Genomic DNA, 24333 nt, shown 5'->3' with positions numbered 1-24333 from the left:
ATATGACAGCAAATTCACATCAAAAATGTAAATCCTCATTTCCCTCGTATTTTCCTTTATTAAATCTTTTTCTTATGAACAATTCTGCAACAAGTAAATTGGGTACCCATGCTAACCAAGCAATAATAGCGTAACTAAGTTCAAACCGCTCTATTCCAAATAGAACTATAAACAACGGTAGCCAAATTCTTAATGTAACTGCTCCAAAGGTTAAAGAATAATTCCTAATCATCCAGTTCCGATGCTCTTTAATTTTTTTATTCTTAACTCTATGTAACGCTTGATATGCTGATGTTAGCCAGAATACAGATAACAAACCAAAACCTAGCTTCGCTACCAATCCTCCCGTAGCATAAAAGGATAGATATAGTCCAGAAACGCCTCCTAATAATACACCAACCAGATAGATTCTCCCAACTATTCGATGACGGTTGATATTCCTTTCTCTAAATCTAGTGGATAATGTAAAAGGACCAATTACTAATGCTACTATACTAGTTGTAATATGTATAAATAGCATCATATACCAGAACGCACTTAATTTAGATCCAAACATAAGCTTCGCTTTTACAAGCCCTGTTTGAAATCCATCCATAATAAAATATTGGACAACAACATAGCCAGTTACTAAAAGAGCAAAAAAAGTAACTACAAACCAAATTTTCCTATTCAAATTTTACTGCCTCCTTATTACATTAAGGAATTAGATTATACATTACTGTTCATTCTAGGGAAAAATAGAAAAGCCTTCTTCATACATAAAAACCCTCAAGTATATCGTTCTATACTTGAGGGTTTACTCATCTATTCCTTCTCATCTCTCATTTTCTTAAATCAATAGTCAGTTCATCTGTAATCTGCTCAAGATGGAAAAATCTTTTTATATAATGGATATCAGACCATTTTTCTTCTCCGCCAATAATAAATAATTCTTGCGCATCATACATAAATGAAAAGCTTGGATAGAAACTGTCCGCTTTTATTTCAATCCCACCAGTACGATTACTGATCATCTTACAGTCTGCTGAATAGCTTAATAGCGTATAGAGAGAATCTTGTGCTGATTGGAAGAAATACTAGAATCATTTTATAAACGAGATCGCACATCTCATTGGAGAATTACAGGCCTCCCAAATAAAGCTGGATAATAAATTAACATCGCACCTACAAATGAACACACTAAACAAAAAACAGCTTCGTATTTTATAACTAGAGAAGAGTTGGTATCAAGCTTTTTTTCCTCTCTTTTACATATCATTTTAAATAAAGCTCTATATATTACATACCCAACAATTGCCCCGAGGGTATTCGTAAATAAATCATCAATATCTGTAATTCTATTATTTAGTAATTGATTTAACTCAATTGCCAATGAAAAAAAGAATCCCGCACATACGGTGTTTTTCATTTTTCTAAACTGTGGCCAAATAGTCGGTAATAAAAAACCTAACGGCATAAACAGTACAATGTTCAAAAGATACGTAGTACTACCTGCAGTATCAAATAGAGTCAAGTTAATTTGACTGACGCGAATCCACGTTTCATATCTACTTATATCCCATACAGTCGCGATTTGCGTCACCTTATATACTAGCGAAAGGTAGAATAGAAAAACATATACCCATAGAAAATGCAGAATAGATATATTTCTTTTCGCTTTAAAATAAAAGCCAATTTGAAACACAATACAAAACATAATAGTAAAAAAATACGTATACAAATAACTAATCAAAACCTCTGTATGCATGTAGAATCCCCTAACTTTACATTTTCATCTATGACTTTGTCGTTTTTAGTCTCCTTCATGATGTAACTCATTTATAGGATAGGAAAAACTTCTAAAATAAAAAGTGGGGGAAACATAAAATTTTTCTTAAATCTTCAGTTGGGTTTTATTATTACTCTTCTTAGGAATCCGCCATTGATAGCTAGGCAACAACATGCTTGAACGTAACAAGATTATCATTTTTGCACGTAATCCTCGTAGTACTTTAATCGATGAAACATATATAAAATCATGTGAATCGTTTGTTCAGTTAAAACATGAAATTAAGAAATATATGACGTACTATAATCACTCTTGCTATCAATAGAATTTAAAGAAGATGACTCCTGTTTGCATACAGAAATCATCTTTTTTAGGTTACCTAACTTTTTTTAGAATGTCCTTTACAAAGAGTACAGATCAAGAACACCTTATGCCTATTCAAAGGGATCAACTATACCTTCTTCCCTTAAAATCACCAAAACCCATTTACAAATCTATAAAAGTAGATATAATATCCTTATGGAACCTTTATTAATTTATAAAGCATTGTCAAATGAAACAAGATGTCAAATTTTATCATGGTTGAAAAATCCAGAAAACTATTTCGATGAAAAACCTTATCTAGAGCAAGGCCTTAACTTTCAAGTTGGAGTATGTGTAGGAGATATCCAGCTTAAAACTGGTTTAGCCCAATCGGTTATTTCTAGTTATTTATTAACTATGAAAAAGGCAGGACTACTAGACTCTGACCGAATTGGAAAATGGACTTACTATCGTCGAAATGAAAAAACAATACAAGAGTTTTCTGAATACGTCCAAAACGAATTATAAAGTGAAAGCTAATAATCAATTAGCATACCAATTGATTATTAGCCTTCACACATTCTGCTTTTTTATAAAATTGCACTACCTATAAAAGCAAGAAACATGGAAAGGAGAAATTTTTTTAACACATCATATCTAGTTATTTAGATATCTGTTATTGTATTTCAAATTACATAGTCCTAATAATATTGACATCCAATCATGCTTGCAATAATGCTTCTTTGTTAATGAATTTACTTTCAAAATACTAGTACGAATGGAGAGTTTTATAAATGAAAAAAGTAAATCCTTTACTTATTCTGACACTCGCAATAGGTGTGTTCGGAATTATTACTACCGAAATGGGTATTGTCGGTGTATTACCACAAATCACTCAGAAATTCGGCATTTCAACTGCACAAGCAGGATTTTTAGTAAGTATATTCGCACTAGTTGTTGCTATTTCTGGTCCGTTTCTAATTTTGCTCGTCTCTGGGATTAATCGCAAAATAATTTTATTAACAGCAATTTTTACATTTGTTATTTCAAATATAATCTACGCTTATACAACACAATTTGAAATCATGCTTATTTTTCGTATTTTACCGGCCGCACTTCACCCACTCTTCTTTTCAATCGCTCTTGTAACAGCTGCTAAACTTGTCCCTCCTGAGAAAAGTGGTCAAGCCGTTACAAAAGTTTTCATGGGAATTACAGTTGGTTTTGCTCTAGGCGTACCATTAACCTCTTACCTTGCAGACCAATTTTCACTAGAAATTGCTTTCTTATTCGGAGCATTCGTTAACACTCTTGCATTCATTGGAATACTAATCTACCTTCCTTCTATGCCTGTTACAGAAAAAATGTCTTTCGGCAAACAAATTCGTATACTCGGCAAACCAGGATTATGGTTAAATATTTTAACCGTCACATTCCTTTTTGCAGCCATGTTTTCCGTATACAGCTACTTCGCTGAATACCTTGCAAAAGTAACTTCCATGAATGGATCTCTCATCAGTATTATGCTATTCATATTTGGTATAGTTATGATTTTAGGTAATCATTTATTTGGTAGTCTCCTGCAAAAAAGTATAGTAAATACAGTACTATCCTTCCCTATTTTATATTCTATCGTTTACATATTGGTTTATTATTTAGGTTCCTACCTTGTTCCAATGATTTTTATAGTATTCATTTGGGGAATCGTGCATGCTGGCGGATTAATTGTTGGTCAAACATGGTTAATAAGTGAAGCAAAAGAAGCACCTGAATTTGGTAATAGCCTATTCGTTTCATTCTCAAATCTCGGAATTACTTTAGGAACAACTATTGGAGGCTGGTTCATTTCAAACTTAGGTATTCACCAGCTTATTTGGAGTGGATTTCTATTCACACTACTTTCCTTTCTATTAGTTATAATAAAACTAAAATTTTTCAATTCTAATAGTCCAGCTTCATTATCAAGCTAGTACATTACAGTTTCAAATTTGATAAAAATATTATAAATTCTTCTCTATATAACATACAGGTTATTCTTCTTATAAGATTTTCCAAACTAAAAAGTATAATGCTCAAAGCCTTTAGCCATAATTACGACTAAAGGCTTTTTTGTATATAAAGTGAAACTTTAATCAGCCGGGGCTTTGTTCATCCCCTCACTGATTATTAGCCTTTACTAATCAGGTTTTTACGGACAGTTAATGCGGGATAAAAATAAATCTCAAAGGAGCTACTACTTTATGGAGCATAATCAAAATGGAATACTTGCTATAATTGTTTTGGTTTTAGGATTAGTGTTTTTTGTTAGTGGAATGGTTTATCATTTATGGGGTTCTTATTAATAGCATGATTGTAATCACCCATCCCCTCCCTCAAGTATATCGTTCCATACTTGAGGGGTTTTTTAAATATGTTAAAAAACCATTTCTACGACCGTTGGCTGTATTTGGAGTAGCAGCTATATCTTTCATTTTACTAATCATAACAGGAATGGTATTGACTCTAATTTTTATGCGAAAGATCAACATACTACTTCACTCCCAAAATTAAATACCGTTTATAAAGAAACTGATGATAAATCTAAAGAGATTGATAAAGTGAAACTTTAATCAGTAGGGGTTTTGTTCATCCCCCACTGATTATTAGCCTTCACCAATCGGGCGTTTACGAGCAGCCCGACCCCCACCTAACTTCTTTGCTTCCGCTGAATTTTGAAGTGGGGGTCTTACTGCCCGGCAAATAGCGGGATAAATTAAAAGGGGATATATCACTATTGGAAACGCAAAATAAAACGCTAGATGCTAAAGTGAAAAGATTAAAAGATTAAAAGAAGAATTAGCAAAGAAAGAACAACCTAAAAAAGAAGAATCAAAACGAGAAACGCAACAACCTGCTGTTCAACCGGAAAAGAAAGAAGAAGCTAAACAACAACAATCTACAGGTTCATTTGCAAATCCAGTGAAGGATATCAACAAAACCGAAGCAATAAATAGAGTGAAGGAAAAAGCGAAGCAAGACTTCAAAGATGATTACATGACTCAAAACTTTGTTGCTAGTGAGCAAACGAAAGCGTACGATTTCTTATATGGCATTGAAATAAAATCACAAGAAGAATTGAACATGATGAAAAACACATTAAAAGATTTTTCTAACGATTTTATGACAGCTAAGTTTGTTTATGAAGAACAGATGAAAACAAAAAATCAACAATAAACATTTTTAAAGTTCATATTACCTTTATAAGGGAATTATGAACAAAGTAGTGAAGTAAGTGATAGCACTCAGATGAGTGCTTTTACTATGTAGATCAACAAAAGAGAGGAATAAACAATATGAATAGAAAAGCTTTCATTGGATTTCTAAGTACTATCATTATTCCAATTATCAGCATCTACTATCGGCCTAATTAATTTTTCCTTATGCCCTTTAACATCAACCGTTTCAAATTTCTTTAAACTATTACATATGTTTGTACCACGCTTTGTTGATACGTTCACACTTCACAGTTGTTGAATTTTTAGACTTATCCCTTAGTGTACCCATACTATTAGAACATCCTACCATATTTAGACAGAATGTAGCCAACACACATGATATTATTAATTTCTTCAAATAGACAATTCAAACTCTCTTTCGGTTAACGTTTTTTCATAAAAATAAGTTCCGTACTCATTTTACATTATATTAAAAGCTGAAAAATATTCTTATACTCATAAATTGTTACATTTAAAGGTGAGAAACGGAATTTCATAAGATATTATTATTAAAAACTTACATACAATTTAAATATAGCCTCTTATACAAAAAAATTCCAATAAAATATAGATTTGAAACATATTTCTCAATGAATAAAATAACTTAACATGGTAAAATAATATTGGGATGAGAATCCCAATATTATTAAAATTAAGATGGTTCAAGTCGAAGAAAGGCACCTTAGGGTGTCTTTTCTTTATTTCTCAATGTAAGAACTTTAAGGATATGCTAGCAAATTCCCTTTTGTACAATGAAGGAGTAACACCTAATAGTAAGGCCCATCTATTTCCGTAGGTGGGCTTTATGTAATTTTACACTTATGCATGATGGTTCGATTCGAAAGAAGGAGCCTTTTATAATGAAATTTTATAAAAAGGCCTTAAAAAACAATAATTGCAACTATATTAATTTTACATTACATTAAGGATGGAGAATATTATTATACTAATAAAGCGTTAAATAGTAGGGGGAAAAATGGAATTTTGTGATTTGGGTATTACCATTAAAGAACTTCGAATTAAAAAAAATATATCACAATCCGAATTATGTCATGGCATATGTTCACAAAGTCAAATTAGCAAGATAGAAAAAGGTATGATTTATCCATCTAGCATATTGTTATATCAATTATCAGAAAGACTTGGTGTTGATCCAAATAATATATTTGCACTAACTCAAAACAAAAAATTAAAATACGTAAAAAATGTAAAATATGTAATGAGAGATTGTGTAAAGCAAAAACAATATAAAGAACTTTATGAAATAGTAAAAAAAGAGAAAAACGAAAACAATTTCCAATCAACAGAAGATAAACAATTTCTAATATGGTATGAAGCAATTGCTATATATCGTGTGAATAACTCAACAAAAGCGGCTTTAACTCTTCTTAATAATGCATTAAAACTAACTTTAACCAATGTTGATTGTTTATCAGAAAGAGAAATAGATATTATGCAATCAACTGCTATATTGTATGCGGAAAACAAAGAATACGAAAAAAGTATTAATATGTTAAAAAAATGTTTAACTAATTTTAATAAGTTAGATTTTCCTAGAGATAAAGAAATTAAATTAAAAATTATTTTAAATTTAGCAAAATGTTTAGACTTCACCTATCAACATGAAGAAGCAATAAAACACCTTGATAAGGGCATCAAATTAGCTATTAATCTAAACACTTTATACCTATTAGGTGAACTATTCTATTTAAAAGGTCAGTATTTATTAAAGATTAAACAACATGATGAAGAAGATGTTGTGAATAACATGAAAAAAGCATTATTTATATTTGAACTAACAGAAAAAGAACATTATATACAAATGATTAAAGATGAATTGATTGAAATACAAAATAAAAAACACTCATAATTTCGTAAAAACTACTTACAAAGCCCACAGGAAAAATCTCTATAGTTTTTAAACTTAGAACGATATTATTAAAATGAAAGTAGTTCAAGTTGGAGGAAGGTACCTTAGAGTGTCTTTTTTTATTTTCAAAAGGACCTGCTCAATTATTGCATAAAAAACATAAAGTAAATTGAATCCGTTAAAATACATGAGTGACCTTTTGTTTTCCCCTCTTATTAAAAGGAGGAACTATTATGGGATTTGGTGGTAGTTGTGGCGGCTGTGGATTTTCTGGAGGCTTTGCTTTATTAGTTGTATTATTTATTTTATTAATCATCGTTGGAGCTTCTTGCTTCTGCTAAAAAACTATCGGAAAAGACACTCATATATGGGTGTCTTTTCTTTTTACGTTAAAAGGCCCCCTATTTCCGTAGGTGGCCTTTATCTTTATTACACAATATTAAAGTATACTCTCTTTTCCCCGTAAACTTTATGTAATTATACATATTAGTGAAAAAATACACTTAATGAATATTAAATATAGTAAAATATAAATTGTGGACACGTTCTATAAAGCAGATTCTTTTGACAGGCGTAACATATCAATCATTATAGGGGATGTGGCGTTACTCCGATACTGATCTCAAATCTCTTTTATTTTATGAACTAACAATCTGGTGTATATAAACGATTCTGTTTTATAGGTTGTGTTTACATTTATAACAAAGGGGTAATACGGATAGATTCGTATGAAATGAAAATGGTTCAAGTCGGAGAAAGGCACCTTAGGGTGTCTTTTCTTTATAATAAAAAACTCTCCATACAGGAAAGCTTTTACGTTTATACATGTAAGTCATCCAAATTAGTGATTCACACAACTCTTTATTCCTTCACATCTTTCATGCTGTAATATCCTAAATTAATAATAATTAAGAAATACCCACCCATAATTCCAGCAGCAAATGTCCACATGAAATCATGATGTTCAATTTCATACATAATAATCGCGCCGAGTATTGCGGCTGCAAACCGATTTATCATTCCAAGCATCGGCGCTTTTTCTTTTTTCACAATGCTGTCTCCGAACTTTTCAATACGCCTGCCTAAAATCCAGACGCAATACATACTCACTAAAAGGCCAATGCTTATTCCTACAAACTGGGCTGAAAAAGGTGTCATAAGCCATCCTAATACCATCACCCCTAGCAAACAATACATTTGTATGTTAAATGATCTTAATGCCATACGAATCATGCAATGCTCCTTACCTTTCTCATTAGTCCCATCTTTCGGAGTTCAAGCTTTCCGATATATCTTTTTTTAAATGAGGAAATTTGATTTTGCTCACCATTAAATAAGCGAGTACGCATGTGCCAAACGCCACGGAAACTGGATTATTCAAAAAGCATAAAATGAGGAGACACATTGCCGCGAATGGTATTGGCATTCCGATAAATGTCGGGAGTTTGCTTTGCTGCGTGTTAAATCTCGCAAGCCGAAGCATGCCACAAATACTGTAAGCAAGCGCACATATCATCCCGATAGACTGTAATTCTTTCAATGCGACACTATATGCAAGAATAGACGGTGCCACACCAAAAGTAACTAAATCCGCAAACGAGTCCAACTCTCCGCCAATTTCCGAAACAGCATCAAGTTTCCGAGCGACCATACCATCAAAAAAATCAAATAACATACCTGTAATAATAAAAACTGCTCCTAAATAAATATCGTGAACGAAAACAGCGTAAATAGCCAAAAGCCCACATACAAAATTTGCTATCGTAATCATATTTGGTATGTAACTCATAACATGCTTCTCCTCCTTTCTACTAATTGCTTCATCTAAATTCTTACTCATTACAATCAAGATCCTTCTGTTTTTCTTCTAATATAACTTTATTTATTTTCGTTAACGTATCGGTCATTTGCTCTAAAGCATGTATATCGATTTTAGAAAAGTACTTCTCAATTAATACATCATCTAAATCAGACAACCGCTCTATATACTTACTACCGTTTGGACCAATTGTAAGGAAATACTCTCTTTTATTATTAGGGTTTACTTGTTTCGAAATCATCTTCTGTTTTTCCAATTTCGATAAAACTTGGCTCACAGCACTTTTCGATATATTAAAAGTAGTCGCAATGTGATTCGCTGTCGTATTTTCATTTAAATTAATATGAAATAGCATGCTCTCTTGCTGTCCTGTAAGACCGTACTCATCTTTTAGCTCCTGAAATAGTAAAATGTAAAATTCATTATAAGCCCGGTTCATTTCATTAATTACTTCTTTATACGATCTAGTCATAGCATTCTTCCTCCATGCTGTTATTTCGTTTCGTTATATAGTTAAGTTCACTTAACTTAACTATATAATACCGTTATGTTCGTGTAAAGGAAAATATAGCTCTATCCTTTATTTACAATGAAAAAAGAAGACATCAATGTTATGTGAAATTTTATGGATTCTCATATTGTTCCGACTTCTTCTTAAAGTTAAAAAAGGTAATAAAAAACCTAAACCGATTCCAAAAGCTACACTACACCCGGAGCCTCTAGATCAATTTAGGTTTTGCCTGCCGAACAGTAACAATCCTTTTACTTATTAACTTAATTTTATTACACACAACAAGTTAGCCTTTGCAACAATGAATGATTAGTCTTTGTTACAAGAGAAAACAAAGACTAATCATTTTAAAAAGCATTTTGTCTTTTTCGATATACTAATAGTTTATCAGCTGTTGTTTTAATGTATTTAAAACTTTCTTTCTCTCTTCATAATCTTCTGCATCAGCTTCTTCCCAAAGTTCAAGATCAGCCCCTCTCTCAATTAATACAATCGCATTGTTGCGAACCTCATCCTGAAGACACCCTTTCTCCAATTGTATTGCCGCAAGACCAATATATACTAAAGACATAACCTCTAAATCTTCATCTATATCAAACTCATCTAAATACTCTTCTAAAACGAGCTTAGTTGCTTCTTCTACACTATTATCTTCTTCTAAGTACTCAATAAACTGTTCTTTCACATCACAAGTTGTATCATCATCAAATAACCCAGTTCCCCAAGCGCCCATATTCCACAGCCCCTTCTTTGTACTTTTCTATTATATTTCAATCTTAAATATAATAGAAATTCATTACAAGGCTAGTTATATACATCATTATATTTTACAATTACTATAGGTAATATGTATATTTTACCACATGTATCATTCTGAATAATCAAACAAAATTATCGATAAAATTCCATATAGACCCATTACTGGTTAAAATGTTATAATTAAATCACCCTACATAGTTACTCATAGTCAGACTGAGGAACTAGCGTCTTATTAAGCAATGCGCATAACTTAAATAAAAAAGACACTTTACAGTGTCTTTTTTATTTACATTCTATTCATTATTTTTTCATAGAAGTTATCTCTTTTATACACAAAATATATCAAACTTGAGCTCGACTATCTTTCAAGTTCCCTTATCGACCTATACTTATTTAGAGTTTCCCTTCAATCCAACTACCCGATTGGTCAAAATAGTATTTGTTACCACCAATTGATTGCCAACCCGTTAACATTGCACCTTCACCATTTAAGTAGTACCATTTACCACCTATTGATTGCCAGCCTGTTAACATTGCACCTTCACCGTTTAAGTAGTACCATTTACCACCTATTGATTGCCAACCTGTTAACATTGCACCTTCACCATTTAAGTAGTACCATTTACCACCTATTGATTGCCAGCCTGTTAACATTGCACCTTCACCATTTAAGTAGTACCATTTACCACCTATTGATTGCCAGCCAGTTAACATTACACCTTCACCATTTAAGTAGTACCATTTACCACCTATTGATTGCCAACCCGTTACCATTGCACCACTGCTATTTAAGTAATACCATTTACCACCTATTGATTGCCAACCCGTTACCATTGCACCTTCACTATGTAAGTAATACCATGCACCACCTATTGATTGCCAACCCGTTACCATTGCACCACTACTATTTAAGTAATACCATGCACCACCTATTGATTGCCAACCTGTTACCATTGCACCACTACTATTTAAGTAATACCATGCACCACCAACATTTTTCCAACCGGTAGCCATTTTGCCATCACTGTTTGTATAATACCAATTGTTATTTTTAAATACCCAACCTTCTTTTGTTGTATTAGGGTCTTTATCTTGAGCATTGTTAGTGAGCTTACTCCAGCTTGGATCGTATTTCACCCACTCACCTTTCTTGATTTCATACCAGCCATCTTTAATAGATAACACTTTGTATTTTTCACCCTTCTTAGCAATGCGGACAACTCCATAATTCACTCCTGCACCACTACGAACATTCACGCTTGTACCAGTGATTTCTAACTCAATATTTGGCTCAGCTGGGTTTGTTTCGTTACCATCTACATCTTCTTTTTCGTCTACTAACGGAGGATTCGTTCCAGTACCCCCATTCAGATATCCATTAGCGCCTTCTACAAATGAATTCCAAGTCCCCCTTGTGATAATAATATCAGGGCACTTCTTTCCACTCCATTGTTCATGGCGTCTTAAATTACTCGCGCTGATTCCTTCTTGTTTCATTAAATGCGCTACTAATTTTTTCGCGTTTTCTACCGCTTTATTGTAGTCGCCATCTTGATTAACCGCTATCTCAATACCGATTGATTCTCTGTTTCCTGTACCTGTACCACCATCACCTGCATGCCAGCCATTTTCATTTGTTGGTAGATGCTGATAAATTTCTTTATCATCTACAGTAAAATGCCAAGAAGCAGTTCTAACAGTACCGCTTGTTGCTTGATTGTATAAATACTTTGCATGACTCTCAGCATTCGCACCCGGTGCCGTATTTGCTGTTTCATGAATCGTAATATACTTTGCTTTCATTGGGTTTGCAGGTCGAATATCTGTGTTACCAGCTGGTATAATCCACTCTACAAACGGAATTCCACTAATTGTTCCACGTTTCTTCGTTGCTGATGGGTCTGCTGCTGAATACCCTATACGGTTAGAACTACGCATTTTGGGTTGCATAGAGCGAGAGCTTCCATCTCCTTTACCATCTACATCTTTAAACGCATTTTCAATATTTTTTAAAGCTTCCGCTTCCGTGACTTTTCCTGTCTTAGCTTCTTTAACGGTCTCTATATCACCATGAACATGTGCGTCTTTTTCTCCGTCTGCAATTGACAATTGATTCGGCTGATTAACACCTTCTTCTGCTAAAGTTGTTAATGGCACAGTTGATAATAAAGTTAGTCCTGTTGTTAAAGTAATTACGTATTTTCCTAGATTTCTTGTCATAGTTATTACGGTATATTTTACTAGATTAGTAGTAATACCTTCCTCCCCTATACATGATTTTTTCACTTCCAGATTTATGAAATAGAACATTCATTTCATGCATCTGATACCACCAAAATTAAAGAACAGATTTTTCGGAAACTTACTACAATGCATTAGTAAAATTAACTTCTCTCTTGTTTTATACATTCTATATTCCAAATATTCAACACACTAGATTTATATTCAAACAATAGGTTCGTTAAATAGTAACCTTTGAGTGTAATCATTCCTATTCGTTCTAGTTCTCCTAAATATACATAAGTGCAGTGGCGTCCCAGACTATATCATATATGATATAGGAGAAAAGTAAAAGGTCATATATTTATATTGTTGTAAACTTTTATAAATAATATTACATACACAAAACCACTCAAGTATATCATTCCGCATTTGAGTAGTTCTCATTTCTGCCCTAAAAGATATGAATCTATTTCTTAATAAAACTACCATAAAATTTTCAATGTAAAGCAATCGAACTGCATGAATAATAACTAAAAAAAGGCCCCATTACTGGAGCGCTCAAAAAATAATATAAGTAAATGAATTAAAAGAAATAACAGACAACTAAAATATATACGAATAAACATTCTTTAATCTATATATATGCAACATTACATAAAATTATTTATTATTACATGCTATACTAAAACTGGAGTCGATAATTGTTATTTTCTTCTTAGTTTTAAAGCAATATGGATATACCTTCTAATCGCATTTGGATTGTACAAGGGAAAGAAGACACCTTAATGGGTGTCTTCTTTTCTTATATTTTTATGAATTCTTTTGAGTTGATGCTCTCCAATCACGAAAAGATGTTGGGCGTCCAGAATAAGCTCTTTGCTTTGTAACAGCTGGTTTTTCTTCAATAATAGTTGATTTCTCTTCAGGAGTATTTGGTTTTTCTTCAAGAATAGTCAAAGCTGTTTGCATTTTCTCCAGCTGTTCTCTTAAAGCTTGCTGTTCAATCTTTAAATCTGTAAGTAAACGTAAAATCATCTCAGAATTAGCCATAAAGATCCTCCTTCTCCCAATACACAGAATAAAATACAATATGTAAACGACGAAATACCGGTGACAAAAATAAGTTTGTCAACTCTTATAAAGTGAAACTTTAATCAGCCCGACTCCCACCTAACTCCTTTGCTCCAGCCAAATTTTGAGGTGGGAGTTTTACTGCACATTAATGCGGGATAAAATCCCAAGTACTTTTATTTTTCAAAAGGACCTGCTCAAGTTTATCCGTAAAAACATAAAGTGAATTAAATCCATTACGGAAGGAGGAGTTAATATGGGTTATGGCGGTAGTTGTGGTGGAGGCTGTGGTTTCGGCGGCGGATTCGCCCTACTTGTTGTACTCTTTATTTTATTAATCATCGTTGGAGCTAGCTGTTGGGGCGGCGGATTCGGCTGCTAAGGAGAGGCACTCTTGAGAGTGTCTTTTTTTATGTTCTACATACATATTACTTCATATAGTAATTTCCCAGCACTAAAGGCTACTTTCACAATGAAGTGCACCCCCATTGTATTTTTTGTTTCATATTTATTGTTATGTTCCCTCTCAAAAATTGCACATTTTAAAATTGACATAGCATTTCATTCACCATATACTGTTAACAACAGTATACTGTCATTAACAGTAACATAATCTATTTTAGGAGGTCTATTTATGAAACATACAGGAAGACACACAGGGGCATTCCTTTTATTATTTCTAGCCGAGGGGGATCACTATGGCGGGCAACTATTGCAAAAGTGCGAAGAAGAACTTCCGGTCAATCCAATCGATAGTGCCATCCTATACCGCACACTAAAGAAATTAGAAAACGAAGGTGCAATTGAATCTTATGTAAGTACAGCTCATCAAGACAAACCGAGAAAGATGTACAAAATTACGCCTGCTGGAAAGGAACAATTGGTAGATTTTCAGATGGATATTGAAGAAAAAATGAAGAACTTATCCTTTTTCCTAGACAAATATAAAGACTTAAAGGAATCCGATCATGATTAACGGTATGATCCTTTACACTTTAGCCATTGTCCTTACGGGAATTTCTTTTATGAAAGATCGTAATAAAACGAAAAATGCTCTATTTAAGTCATGGAAAATGTTTCGAAATCTTCTACCTGCCATGCTTTCCATCATGCTTTTCGTTGGCTTATCACTTTCCATATTAACGCCGTCCTTCATCTCTTCCATCATTGGAGAGCAGTCTGGATTGTTAGGTATTATTTATTCTGCAATCCTCGGTTCTGTGGCACTCATCCCAAGCTTTGTCGTATTCCCTCTTGGAAATACATTAGTTCAACATGGTGCAGGTCTTCCTCAAGTTGCGGCACTTATGTCTACACTCATGTCAGTAGGGCTTACAACTATGCCGATGGAACAAAAGATATTTGGGCGAAGCTTCGCTTACGCACGTAATGCATCTGCTCTGCTCATGTCTCTCCTATTCTCCTATATCATTTGGGTGGTGATGGTATGAACGAATTAAAAAGATATCGCTTCTTTTTCATTTTACTACTGGGGCTCTTTGTATTAACTTTTATAAATCAATCTTTAGGCAAGGCGGCATTACAACTAACAGGGAATAGCATTTTAGATATGCTGTTTCTCCTTCCTCCTGTCCTACTATTTGTAGGATTACTTGATCAATGGGTGAAGAAAGAAACGTTAATGAAATATATGGGCGAAAAATCGGGCATATATGGTATCTTATTCTCTCTATTATTAGGCGGAATTGCAGCTGGTCCCCTCTACGTCGCCTTTCCAATCGCCGCATTACTTTTGAAAAAAGGGGCGAGCATTAAATACATCGTATTTTTCTTAGGCGTTTGGACAACTGCAAAATTACCAATTATCGTATATGAATTTTCTTCATTTGGAGCTACTTTCACACTTATTCACATTTGCTTCGGTCTAGTATTCTTCTATGTAATGGGACTTATTTTTGAGAAGTTTTATGATCAGGGGCAATTGTTGCGGTATGACGTTACGGAGGAAATGTAAGGTTAACACCCATTGGATAACAGATGCAGAAGATCGAACTGTCATTGTAAAAAAAGAGAAACCAATATTAACAACTTGTTACCCCTTTAACTACATCGGTGATGCCCCAGATCGCTATATTATTGAAGCATCTTTAATTTCTACTAGCTCCAAAGAGGTGTCACCTTATAACTATGTGACACCTCTTTTTTACTTTAAAAACATTACCATAATCTTAATTCGATACAGTATAATAAATGTACAATACAGAAAATTCCATATTTTGTTTTATAATATTTTTAGAGGTGATTATCTTGAGTAAAAACGTGAATTTACTTCTTCAAATAGTAATTGGAATTATCATTATGATCGCACCTATTCTCATTACAGGGACTATGTATGATGTCACTAAAACGATGGGTGACTTATTAGTTGCCGAACTTATTATAAGAACACTTTCCCTCATTATTGGACTTTTAGTTATTAGTAAAGCTTTACATCGTTATTCTCAATAGTTCTTCTTACTAAAAAACTGACAATACATACACCACATTTCCCTCGGCTGTTTGAACTATTATTACGAAAGAAATATAAAAAGACATCTTTAATCGTAAAGATGTCTTTTTATATAAAACTTAATTTTCGTTCTGTAAAACCCCCTTTACTTCTACTCCCTTTTTCTCTTCTTTTAAGAATAACGATACGATAAATGCAACAATAATAAAGATTAACCCAAGTGCAAATGCACCTTGGAACCCTGACGTTAAACCGTTTAACTTCTCTACTGGGTCCATTGGATTTGCGGAGCTTTCCATATACTGAGTTGTTCCTGAAGACATTTTTGAAATAAAGATAGCCGTACCAATTGCGCCCGCTACTTGCTGTAACGTACTAAACAGTGCTGTTCCGTGCGGATATAAATCTGGTGTTAATTGATTTAAACCGTATGTTTGTGCTGTCATGACAAACATGAGTCCAACCATTAATACGCTATGCATCACAATAATTTGTACCATTGATGTATCAGGAGTAATGCCTTTAAATAAGAACATTGCAATCCCCACTAACACAATACCAGGAACGATAATAACTTTCGGACTAAATTTATCAAATAGTTTACCTGCGATTGGTCCCATTATAGCGCTAATAATACTTCCTGGAAGCATAATGATTCCTGATTTAAAGGCTGTAACGAGTAAAACTGTTTGCAGGAACATCGGTAATAAAGTCATCGTTGAAAATAACGACATCATCACAATGACAATTAATCCAACTGATAATGTAAACATCGGAACTTTAAATGCACGTAATTCTAAAATTGGATTCTCAATTTTTAATTGTCGAACGACAAAAATGAATAATGAGATAAGCCCAACAAGTAAAGTGCCATACACTTTCGCATCAGACCATCCTAAATCACCCGATGCACTAAAGCTATACACAAGCCCGCCAAATCCTAATGTCGATAAAAGGATAGATGGATAATCTACTTTTGGCCTTGTTAACTCTGAAACATTTTGAATGTATTTCATCCCAATCATAATTGAAATGATCACGATAGGAATAACAATGTAGAATAACCAGCGCCAATTGAGTGAATCGACGATTACTCCAGATAATGTAGGACCAATTGCCAGAGCAGACATCATCACAAGTGCGATTAATCCCATTGTGGCACCACGTTTTTCAGGTGGACAAATAAGTAAAATCGTATTCATTAATAACGGTGTAATTAATCCCGTCGCTACAGCTTGGACGATACGGCCGACTAATAAAACAGAAAATGTCGGTGCGAATCCCGCAATTAATGTACCGACTAAAAACGTTACCATTGCGATTAAAAACATTTGTCTCGTTGTGAGCCATTGCTGAAGTAACGCTGTAATTGGTACTAAAACACCAACAACTAACATGTATGCTGTAGAAAGCCATTGAATCGTTGAAGCTGTTACGCCAAATTCTTTCATTAGTACAGTTAACGCATTACCAAGTAACGTTTCGTTTAATAATGCAACCATTGCCCCTAAAAGTAATGCAATTAAAATGGGGGTATGTTTCATATTAGAAATATCAACTTTGCCACTTGCTGGGCTCTTAGTTGTCATATTCATTTACAGATTCTCCTCCTGTTTCTTACTTAAAAAACTTTAAATACACCGGAACACATGTAATATAATATACATATGTAGATTAAAAAGGGAGAATCAATTTTCAGCCACTGTATATTTAATCTACAAAAAAGGAGAATTGTAGATGAACGATAGTGAAAAACAACTTGATTTACGTATTAGACGTACACATAAATTACTGTGGGATTCCTTATTTGAATTAATGACGCAATCAAAACAGAAATATAGTACGATCACGATTAACCAAATATGTGACCGCGCAATGGTACACCGAACAACCTTTTATAAACACTTCGAAGATAAAGATGCTTTATTAGCATTTGGATTTAAACGATACAGCAAGATGATTGCTGAAATACCGGTTTCAGATCGATTAAGTAAACCATTTCAAGTAATGGAACAATTCCTACATCATGAAGAAATCGGTAAAATATTAGAAACGCAAATGTCTGATGAACAATTTATTAGCCGTGCACAATATTTAAGTCACGAAACGAGAAAACAAGAAATAGAAGCTTTAAATCAACTTTGTAAAAATTATACGATGCCAAATGATTTAATCATTGAATTTTATTCAGGGGCGATCACCTCATTAAGCGCATGGTGGTTTAAAAATGAAAGAAGCGTTTCTGCTGCTGAAATGGACCAATATCTCCATCAACTTATTAATCGGGATATTTTTCAGTTTGAAGAGGAATAAGACTACACCTTTTCAATTATGCAATCAAATTGACCACAAAATAGGAATATGATATATTTTCGGTAGAATGCTATATAAGTATGACATCAAATAAAATGGCATATAATAAAAGAAGAGATGCGATAACATCTCTTCCCTAACTGCTATCGTATGGGTGGTAGTTATTATAAGCTATTTCTTTTTACGAAACCCACCCTTCTGCTTCCTACGGCGCGGAGTGGGTTTTTTGTTGTCCTTATCTAGAAGTTGCTTCCGCAAAAAATACGCTGAAACTTCGCGCACAGTCGCTTTGACAAACTCTTTTACAAGGTCAAACAAAACCTCCATATTATCACCTCCTTTCCTTCCAAATAGAAAGAAGGGATAACCACCCACCCTCACAATACGCAATTGACTTTATTTTATCAAATAATTGTAAAGATATTATGTAAACAAAACAAATGAAATTTTACATAGAAAAAAAGCCCTTCTAAACTGGGCTTTTTTTATACATACTATTACTTCCCAATTATGCGGAAAAGAAAAAACCGTCGATAAATTTATGTTTTAAATATTCAGAATTAATATTAAAATATAAAATGGGGATAGGGGTATGGAATTATAAAATTTATACATAACGAGGGAATAGAAATGAAACTACAATTAAAAGCAGATTTAGGGCTACTACTAGTTACATTCTTTTGGGGTGCATCTATCTTACTTACAAAAGTTGGACTCGAAGGCATAGAAGAATACAATTTAATCGCATTACGATTTATTATTGCCTTTCTTTTATCAGGTTTAATATTTTACAAACATGTATTCAAAATCAATTTTAAAACGGTAAAATATGCATTTATACTCGCTTCTGTCTTATTTATCGTTTACATTTTCGCTACTTTCGGCACAAAGTATACGAGTGTTTCTAATGCTGGTTTCTTACTATGTCTCACAGTCATTTTCATTCCGATATTATCAGCTATATTTTTAAAACACATTCCAGAAAAGAAAGTTATAGTAGGAATCATTTTAACGATAATAGGAATCAGCTTATTAACATTAACGAGCGAATTCAAAATCGGTAACGGCGATATATTTTGCATACTGTCAGCCTTATTTTATGCCATTCACGTCATCATTACCGGAAGCGTAACGAAACATGTGAACTCCATTGCACTTGGAGTCATACAACTCGGTTTCGTCGGTCTATTTAGTCTTATATTTTCATTCATTATAGAAACGCCAAAACTGCCTAGCACAACCAACTCATGGTTAATTATCTTAGCCTTAAGCATATTTTGTACCGCAGTCGCATTCATCGTGCAAGTGATCGCCCAGCAATACACGACGCCTACACATACAGGCCTTATCTTTTCATTAGAACCTGTTTTTTCAGCAGGCTTTGCTTTCGTTTTCACAGGTGAAACACTTACCGGAAAAGGATACTTAGGAGCGACGCTTATATTAGTAAGTGTGTTGATTGCTGAGATGGATTTTAAGAGTTTGCTAAAGGTAAATTACAAGAAAAATATGGAATAAATATTTTACCAAAATAAATAACTACACATCCACATTAAGAAGATTCGTTTGTATTATTCTCTTAATCTAAGTGTACTTCTAAGTGAATATCTGTCCCTCAGAAGAATATTCAGGTGACTGAAGCATACTGTGCTATGCCTTTTATTCAGCGACAGGAATTTTATTTCCTGTTGTTGATATTAGTTTAGAATAAAGTTTGATTAAAAATAATGCCCCCCTATTTTTTTAGAAAACAATTCTAATTCATCAAAAACTGATAATTAATAATAATTTATATTCCAATACATCCCACTTACGTAAACAAAAAAACGTCAGATCTACAGGAGAAATTTTCAAAGATTATCACCCTTAGTTTAACAGTAACTTTTATCAACAAACGGATGCATTAGTAAATAGGATATGTGGATGAAATGCTTTATACAATTGATGGACATGGTATGTAAATATTTTCTTACTATTGGAGGGATTTCCTAATGGTTGATGATATACAACAACTTATTCAAGAACATAGACAATTTTTCAATCATGATCATACAAGAAGTCTTCAATTTCGGCTTAAACAGTTAGAAAAGCTAAAAAATTCTATTCAAAAATATGAAAGTCAAGTGCTGAGCGCATTATATCAAGATTTACACAAAAGCGAGTTTGAAGCATACGCTGCAGAAGTTGGTTTCGCATTTAACAGTATCAATTTTATAATGAAATATCTAAAACAGTGGATGAAACCTCAAAAAGTAAAAACCCCTATTCATTTTGCACCATCCAAAAGCTACATAATAAAAGAGCCATATGGTACCGTGCTAATTATCGGTCCTTTTAATTATCCATTTCAATCATTAATTGAACCTCTCATTGGGGCAATTGCAGCAGGAAATTGTGTAGTTCTCAAGCCTTCAGAAAATGCACCAAATGTTTCAGCTGTAATGAACAAAATAATAAGTGAAACGTTTGATAAGCAATACATTCGTGTAATTGAAGGAGGCAGTGAAATAACTTCTTTATTGATTCATGCACCTTTTGACCACATCTTTTTTACTGGTAGCGTTCAAGTTGGAAAAATTGTCATGGAGGCTGCGGCGAAAAATCTTGTACCAGTAACATTAGAACTTGGTGGAAAAGGCCCCGCTATTGTCGATGAAACCGCTAACCTCGATATAGCAGCCAAGCGCATTATCTGGGGAAAATTCATAAATGCTGGCCAATCCTGTATTGCACCTGATTATGTTATTGCACACAAATCTATCAAAGTAAAACTGATTTCAAAAATGAAAGAAATCATTACAAACTTTTATGGATCAGATGTATTAAAAAGCAATGATTATGGTCGAATTGTTAATGAGAGACAATTCGATAGACTTCTTTCTATATTAGAGCAAGACAAAAATTATATAGTATTTGGTGGAAATTCATCTAGAAGCCATTTATATATTGAACCAACACTTCTTGAAGTAAAATCATGGGATGATGCAGCTATGCAAGAAGAAATTTTCGGACCAATTTTACCAATTATGGATTACAATGATTTAGATGAAGTCATTCATACGATTAACACCCATCCCAAACCGTTAGCTTTGTATGTGTTTACTGAAAACAAAAATGTTGAAAAGCAGGTATTAGGACGAATTTCTTTTGGAGGAGGATGCGTCAACGATACAATGTCACATATGGCTAATCTCCACTTACCTTTTGGCGGAGTAGGAACTGCAGGATTTGGCTCCTATCATGGGAAACATAGTTTTGATGCTTTTACACATCGTAAAAGCATTTTAAAGAAAAGCTCAAGGATAGATTTAGGGTTTTTATTTCCACCGTATAGGAACAAAATTAATATTTTGCGAAAGATTTTTAAGTAATACGATTTGTTAAACATTCATGTTGATATTAAAGAAGGAATAATAAAGGGAATCCAGTAGAGTGGACTCCCTTTACCTTGTAATAACCTAATCTATTTTTAGCGATGGTTCTCCCTGCTTTAAACAGGATAGGGATACGCGTTAACAATGTTCTAGCTTATACAAATATGAATGAAGTGCTTTATTTTGTCTTTGCACCAGAACCGCTAAAAAAAATGAAAATAATATACAAATTTTCCGTCTTAAGATCTGTATTTCCTCCAATTATTAAACGAACAATCTTCCCTTTCTCTTTTCCTTTCATAATTGAAGCCGCTTCTACTCCGTTCTTCAAGACACAAGCTTCTCCCTCCCACTAATTCACCCTCTCCACAAACCGCCCAAACTCCTTCAAAAATCTCAGCTTAAAACTCCCCACAGGTCCATTCCGATGCTTCGCCACATGAATTTCCGTCATCTCTTTCTGCATCGTTTCCTTATCGTAATAATCCTCTCGATACATAAGCATAATGACATCCGCATCTTGCTCAATTTGTCCCGTCTCTCTTAAATCAGATAAAAGAGGGCGCTTATCTTGACGCGACTCTACAGAACGAGACAATTGCGACAACGCCACTACACAAACATTCAAATCACGCGCTAATAACTTAAGCTTACGAGAAATCTCACTAATTTCCTGAAATCGATTGCCCTTATGCTTTGGATCTCCCGTAATAAGCTGCAAATAATCTACAATGACTAAAAGCTTCTTATCATCATGCTTCCTCTTTAACTTACGAGTTTGCATCCAAACATCTTGCACCGTAACGCCTGCATTATCGTAAATCTCAAGTGGTAATTCCCCAATTTCCGCAAACGCCTTACTCACCTTTTCCCAGTCTTCCATCGCAAACGGTGCTTCGGATTTTTCAGCCTACCACCTGACACTTCCCCTACGCAAGAAGCCATTCTTTTTAACAATTGCTTACTACTCATCTCTAACGAAAACAATCCAACCGCCGCTCCAGACTTCGCCGCATGCAGTCCAACATTTAACGCAAACGCAGTCTTTCCCATAGAAGGGCGCGCACCAAGGACAATAAAATCACCTTCCTGCAATCCGCACGTCATCTTATTTAGCGATATATAACCAGTCTCAATACCAGTATTCTCCTTCGTATCTTGATGAAGCTCTTCATACAAACCAACTAACGCATCCTTCAAATCAAACTCACATACACAGTCTTTTTCCTCTAACTCACAAAGTGCCGTAATCGTCTCACCAATAACTTTCTCATTCTTCTCCGCAATAAGACGCTCTCCCATCTTGTGCCCGAGAACACCCGCCTGATACATTTTCCAGGCACCTCTAACAAGCCCCTCATAATAAGAGAAGTTGCTAGTTGTAGGCACACCATCCATTAATCCTATAAAATACTCCATTCCTCCGATCCCCTTCAAAAAATTCGGATCTACTCTAGAAATGAATGTCACAAGATCAATCGGTTGCCCTTCCTCTTCCATTTTTCGCATTAACTGAAATATAGACTTGTGCACGGGCATAGAAAAATAGTGCTCCTTCAAACGGCACTCCTTCATAAGCTCTCCATCAAGTAATAGAGAACCTAGCACCGTCTTTTCCGCCTCCACATTTTGAATACTCACGGCCGCCACCCGCGTTCCACTAAAAAGCGCTGCAACTCTTCCTCTGACGGCTTATTCTTCTCCCACTCCTCACACTTCGCCAAAAAATTCTCCGTCTCTCCGCTACTAATAGACGACTCCTTCTTTCGAAACCTTTCCGTATCCGCCTCAACCTCAGACACTTTCGTAAATCCTTTCCCGTGCCACCCCCGCAAAATCCCCTTCACATAAGCCATCTTCCGATTTTTATTCTCATACGAAATTTGAAGAGCCTTCAGCACAAGCTCTTCTGACAAATCATTCATCCACGCATTCAATTCCTCTACCGTATACGGAGACAAACTACCAAAATGTTGCTCATAAAACGTGAACACCTTACTTCCCGTTTCCTCCCCTATAACCTCTTCTTCCACTGTTTCCTCGCAAACTGGATCAACATCATCCATAGTCACATCACTAGGCATACCGAAATGTGTTAAAAGCATCGGAACATTCAGCTCCTCCTCCGCACACTTCTGCAAAAACATATGTACAAACTCCTTATTCTTCACACCCTTCAGCTCACGGAGCACACACTTCTCCACATTTGTATTCGTCACAGGATTATAACGAAGCCAATTTAAAATGAATAACTCCCGCGTCTCCGCATCATAAAGGATCTTTCCATAATCAATGAAGCGTTGCACAAGCTTATCAACAGTCTCCCGATTATAACCCGTCTCCATCTCAGCTAACCGCTTCGGAAAAGGAAAAATCCCACACTGCGTCGTCTTCGAACAAGTTAATAAATATATATAAAAATACCGCTCCTCCGGCGTCAAATCCAAAACAAAATCATCCTGCCAAAAATTCACCTGCACATTACGATACACCGCCATCCTAATTCCTCCTGTCTCCATTCAAAAATGAAAAATCCCTCTTTGTACTATATATAGGAAGGAGGTCTGTTTTTTTGGCGTGTTATTTCAAATTTTTTTT

25 protein-coding genes and 5 pseudogenes are annotated in these 24333 nt (G+C 34.3%); 15 read left to right on the top strand and 15 right to left on the bottom strand.

The window, feature by feature from the left end:
* Positions 1–19: 19 nt before the first annotated feature.
* The 3 genes and pseudogenes from ACS2MN_RS06275 to ACS2MN_RS06265 all read right to left on the bottom strand — a co-directional run bounded on the left by ACS2MN_RS06275 (position 20) and on the right by ACS2MN_RS06265 (position 1747).
* Positions 20–673, bottom strand: coding sequence for a DUF2306 domain-containing protein (locus tag ACS2MN_RS06275; RefSeq protein WP_001080305.1), 654 nt, complete (start codon positions 671–673; stop codon positions 20–22).
* A gap of 148 nt (positions 674–821) precedes the next feature.
* Positions 822–1076: pseudogene (locus ACS2MN_RS06270) on the bottom strand (hypothetical protein); the annotation flags it as partial.
* Between the two features lie 32 nt (positions 1077–1108).
* The gene (locus tag ACS2MN_RS06265) at positions 1109–1747 is read right to left on the bottom strand and encodes a VanZ family protein (protein WP_000556714.1); all 639 of its coding nucleotides are present in this window, start codon (positions 1745–1747) and stop codon (positions 1109–1111) included.
* A gap of 244 nt (positions 1748–1991) precedes the next feature.
* Between ACS2MN_RS06265 and ACS2MN_RS06260 the strand changes: the two are divergent.
* The 3 genes and pseudogenes from ACS2MN_RS06260 to ACS2MN_RS06250 form a co-directional block, all read left to right on the top strand.
* Positions 1992–2093: pseudogene (locus tag ACS2MN_RS06260) on the top strand (TetR family transcriptional regulator); the annotation flags it as partial.
* Between the two features lie 194 nt (positions 2094–2287).
* Positions 2288–2599 (top strand): ArsR/SmtB family transcription factor, encoded by a 312-nt coding sequence (locus ACS2MN_RS06255; protein WP_000433544.1) that lies wholly within the window; start codon positions 2288–2290, stop codon positions 2597–2599.
* 266 nt (positions 2600–2865) lie between these two features.
* Positions 2866–4041, top strand: a complete 1176-nt coding sequence (locus ACS2MN_RS06250; protein WP_087949088.1) for an MFS transporter — start codon at positions 2866–2868, stop codon at positions 4039–4041.
* Between the two features lie 402 nt (positions 4042–4443).
* On the opposite strand, the gene ACS2MN_RS06245 is transcribed toward ACS2MN_RS06250, so the two are convergent.
* On the bottom strand, positions 4444–4599 hold the full coding sequence (locus tag ACS2MN_RS06245) for a hypothetical protein (RefSeq protein ID WP_179192254.1): 156 nt from the start codon (positions 4597–4599) through the stop codon (positions 4444–4446).
* 221 nt (positions 4600–4820) lie between these two features.
* On the opposite strand from ACS2MN_RS06245, the pseudogene ACS2MN_RS06240 reads away from it, so the two are divergent.
* The 3 genes and pseudogenes from ACS2MN_RS06240 to ACS2MN_RS06230 form a co-directional block, all read left to right on the top strand.
* Positions 4821–5284, top strand: a pseudogene (locus tag ACS2MN_RS06240) (Branched-chain amino acid permease); the annotation flags it as partial.
* Positions 5285–6301: 1017 nt separating this feature from the next.
* A complete protein-coding gene (locus ACS2MN_RS06235) occupies positions 6302–7195 on the top strand; it encodes a helix-turn-helix domain-containing protein (protein WP_000393592.1) in 894 nt (297 codons plus the stop codon).
* Between the two features lie 233 nt (positions 7196–7428).
* Positions 7429–7536, top strand: coding sequence for a YjcZ family sporulation protein (locus ACS2MN_RS06230; RefSeq protein ID WP_000505673.1), 108 nt, complete (start codon positions 7429–7431; stop codon positions 7534–7536).
* A 520-nt stretch (positions 7537–8056) separates the two neighbouring features.
* Here the strand turns inward: ACS2MN_RS06230 and ACS2MN_RS06225 are convergent.
* The 6 genes from ACS2MN_RS06225 to ACS2MN_RS06200 all read right to left on the bottom strand — a co-directional run bounded on the left by ACS2MN_RS06225 (position 8057) and on the right by ACS2MN_RS06200 (position 13557).
* Positions 8057–8428, bottom strand: a complete 372-nt coding sequence (locus tag ACS2MN_RS06225) for an ATP synthase subunit I (RefSeq protein WP_000620622.1) — start codon at positions 8426–8428, stop codon at positions 8057–8059.
* A gap of 22 nt (positions 8429–8450) precedes the next feature.
* Positions 8451–9035: a CDP-diacylglycerol--serine O-phosphatidyltransferase gene (pssA, locus tag ACS2MN_RS06220; RefSeq protein WP_346994065.1), complete on the bottom strand. Its 585-nt coding sequence runs from the start codon at positions 9033–9035 to the stop codon at positions 8451–8453.
* On the bottom strand, positions 9028–9486 hold the full coding sequence (locus ACS2MN_RS06215) for a MarR family winged helix-turn-helix transcriptional regulator (RefSeq protein ID WP_000198621.1): 459 nt from the start codon (positions 9484–9486) through the stop codon (positions 9028–9030). The genes pssA and ACS2MN_RS06215 overlap by 8 nt, the downstream gene beginning before the upstream one ends.
* A gap of 415 nt (positions 9487–9901) precedes the next feature.
* Positions 9902–10258 carry a DUF4259 domain-containing protein gene (locus ACS2MN_RS06210; RefSeq protein WP_000501500.1) on the bottom strand — a complete coding sequence of 119 codons (357 nt, stop codon included), beginning with the start codon at positions 10256–10258 and terminating at the stop codon, positions 9902–9904.
* Between the two features lie 419 nt (positions 10259–10677).
* Complete coding sequence (locus ACS2MN_RS06205; protein WP_087948977.1) at positions 10678–12504, bottom strand: N-acetylmuramoyl-L-alanine amidase; 1827 nt, start codon at positions 12502–12504, stop codon at positions 10678–10680.
* Positions 12505–13317: 813 nt separating this feature from the next.
* Positions 13318–13557: a hypothetical protein gene (locus ACS2MN_RS06200; protein ID WP_000013684.1), complete on the bottom strand. Its 240-nt coding sequence runs from the start codon at positions 13555–13557 to the stop codon at positions 13318–13320.
* Positions 13558–13834: 277 nt separating this feature from the next.
* Here ACS2MN_RS06200 and ACS2MN_RS06195 point away from each other — a divergent pair, with 277 nt between their 5' ends.
* The 6 genes and pseudogenes from ACS2MN_RS06195 (at position 13835) to ACS2MN_RS06170 (ending at position 16047) form a co-directional block, all read left to right on the top strand.
* Complete coding sequence (locus ACS2MN_RS06195; protein ID WP_000540377.1) at positions 13835–13960, top strand: YjcZ family sporulation protein; 126 nt, start codon at positions 13835–13837, stop codon at positions 13958–13960.
* Positions 13961–14212: 252 nt separating this feature from the next.
* On the top strand, positions 14213–14554 hold the full coding sequence (locus tag ACS2MN_RS06190) for a PadR family transcriptional regulator (protein WP_000683179.1): 342 nt from the start codon (positions 14213–14215) through the stop codon (positions 14552–14554).
* Positions 14547–15029: a hypothetical protein gene (locus ACS2MN_RS06185; RefSeq protein WP_000606980.1), complete on the top strand. Its 483-nt coding sequence runs from the start codon at positions 14547–14549 to the stop codon at positions 15027–15029. The genes ACS2MN_RS06190 and ACS2MN_RS06185 overlap by 8 nt, the downstream gene beginning before the upstream one ends.
* A complete protein-coding gene (locus ACS2MN_RS06180; protein ID WP_001004194.1) occupies positions 15026–15553 on the top strand; it encodes a permease in 528 nt (175 codons plus the stop codon). The genes ACS2MN_RS06185 and ACS2MN_RS06180 overlap by 4 nt, the downstream gene beginning before the upstream one ends.
* Positions 15552–15695 (top strand): annotated as a pseudogene (locus ACS2MN_RS06175) (class D sortase); the annotation flags it as partial. The gene ACS2MN_RS06180 and the pseudogene ACS2MN_RS06175, both read left to right, overlap by 2 nt.
* Positions 15696–15846: 151 nt before the next feature.
* Positions 15847–16047 carry a hypothetical protein gene (locus ACS2MN_RS06170; RefSeq protein WP_000042278.1) on the top strand — a complete coding sequence of 67 codons (201 nt, stop codon included), beginning with the start codon at positions 15847–15849 and terminating at the stop codon, positions 16045–16047.
* Between the two features lie 120 nt (positions 16048–16167).
* Here the strand turns inward: ACS2MN_RS06170 and ACS2MN_RS06165 are convergent, their stop codons facing one another.
* Complete coding sequence (locus ACS2MN_RS06165) at positions 16168–17643, bottom strand: MDR family MFS transporter (RefSeq protein ID WP_438894671.1); 1476 nt, start codon at positions 17641–17643, stop codon at positions 16168–16170.
* Positions 17644–17785: 142 nt separating this feature from the next.
* On the opposite strand from ACS2MN_RS06165, the gene ACS2MN_RS06160 reads away from it, so the two are divergent.
* Positions 17786–18361, top strand: a complete 576-nt coding sequence (locus ACS2MN_RS06160) for a TetR/AcrR family transcriptional regulator (protein WP_346994063.1) — start codon at positions 17786–17788, stop codon at positions 18359–18361.
* A 171-nt stretch (positions 18362–18532) separates the two neighbouring features.
* On the opposite strand, the gene ACS2MN_RS06155 is transcribed toward ACS2MN_RS06160, so the two are convergent.
* Entirely contained in the window at positions 18533–18688 is a 156-nt protein-coding gene (locus ACS2MN_RS06155) for a hypothetical protein (RefSeq protein ID WP_000453392.1), read from the bottom strand.
* Positions 18689–18991: 303 nt separating this feature from the next.
* Between ACS2MN_RS06155 and ACS2MN_RS06150 the strand changes: the two genes are divergently transcribed.
* Positions 18992–19879 (top strand): DMT family transporter, encoded by an 888-nt coding sequence (locus ACS2MN_RS06150; protein ID WP_200203708.1) that lies wholly within the window; start codon positions 18992–18994, stop codon positions 19877–19879.
* Between the two features lie 473 nt (positions 19880–20352).
* Entirely contained in the window at positions 20353–21732 is a 1380-nt protein-coding gene (locus ACS2MN_RS06145; RefSeq protein WP_000227310.1) for an aldehyde dehydrogenase, read from the top strand.
* 181 nt (positions 21733–21913) lie between these two features.
* On the opposite strand, the gene ACS2MN_RS06140 is transcribed toward ACS2MN_RS06145, so the two are convergent.
* The 3 genes and pseudogenes from ACS2MN_RS06140 to ACS2MN_RS06130 all read right to left on the bottom strand — a co-directional run bounded on the left by ACS2MN_RS06140 (position 21914) and on the right by ACS2MN_RS06130 (position 24233).
* A complete protein-coding gene (locus ACS2MN_RS06140) occupies positions 21914–22066 on the bottom strand; it encodes a hypothetical protein (protein ID WP_180250206.1) in 153 nt (50 codons plus the stop codon).
* A gap of 21 nt (positions 22067–22087) precedes the next feature.
* Positions 22088–23376 (bottom strand): annotated as a pseudogene (gene dnaB, locus ACS2MN_RS06135) (replicative DNA helicase).
* The gene (locus ACS2MN_RS06130) at positions 23373–24233 is read right to left on the bottom strand and encodes a DnaD domain-containing protein (protein WP_200203704.1); all 861 of its coding nucleotides are present in this window, start codon (positions 24231–24233) and stop codon (positions 23373–23375) included. The pseudogene dnaB and the gene ACS2MN_RS06130 overlap by 4 nt, the downstream one beginning before the upstream one ends.
* Between the last annotated feature and the right edge of the window lie 100 nt (positions 24234–24333).

Origin of the sequence: Bacillus cereus group sp. BceL062 (genome assembly GCF_051780025.1) — a bacterium.
Lineage (GTDB): Bacteria > Bacillota > Bacilli > Bacillales > Bacillaceae_G > Bacillus_A > Bacillus_A toyonensis.
The sequence above is the reverse complement of the archived record's forward strand: the minus strand, read 5'-3'. Positions and strand labels throughout refer to the sequence as shown.